Origin of the sequence: Rhodococcus sp. PAE-6, from assembly GCF_025290685.1 — a bacterium.
GTDB classification, from domain to species: domain Bacteria; phylum Actinomycetota; class Actinomycetes; order Mycobacteriales; family Mycobacteriaceae; genus Rhodococcus; species Rhodococcus pyridinivorans.
This window is the reverse complement of sequence record NZ_JAOCLZ010000117.1, coordinates 1-284: the sequence shown is the minus strand read 5'-3', so window position 1 is coordinate 284 and position 284 is coordinate 1. Positions and strand designations below refer to the sequence as shown.

Annotated in this window: 1 pseudogene; it reads left to right on the top strand. The window is 69.0% G+C overall.

What is annotated here, in order from left to right:
* Positions 1 to 187 (top strand): annotated as a pseudogene (locus NVV99_RS26470) (peptidase); the annotation flags it as partial.
* Positions 188 to 284: the final 97 nt, after the last annotated feature.

Sequence of the window (284 nt, the reverse complement as noted above, 5' to 3'; positions counted from 1 at the left end):
CGGACTCGGCTGGGTCGAGCACGCGCTCGTGCCGCACGCCGGCGACTCGCTGCTGGCCGACGACGGGATACAGCGGACCCTGCGGTACCTGCGCGAGCACGGCGTCGAGCACGTGGCGTTGACCGACGACGACGCGATCGTCGTCGACACTCCGCCAGAGCACGCCCCGAGTACGGTGACATCATGACGCAGAACATCGACGGCACCGAACCCCTGATCGAGCACGACGCCGACAAGGCCCGCTTCGCGCTCTATCTCGTCGACGACCTCGCGGCCTACGCCGA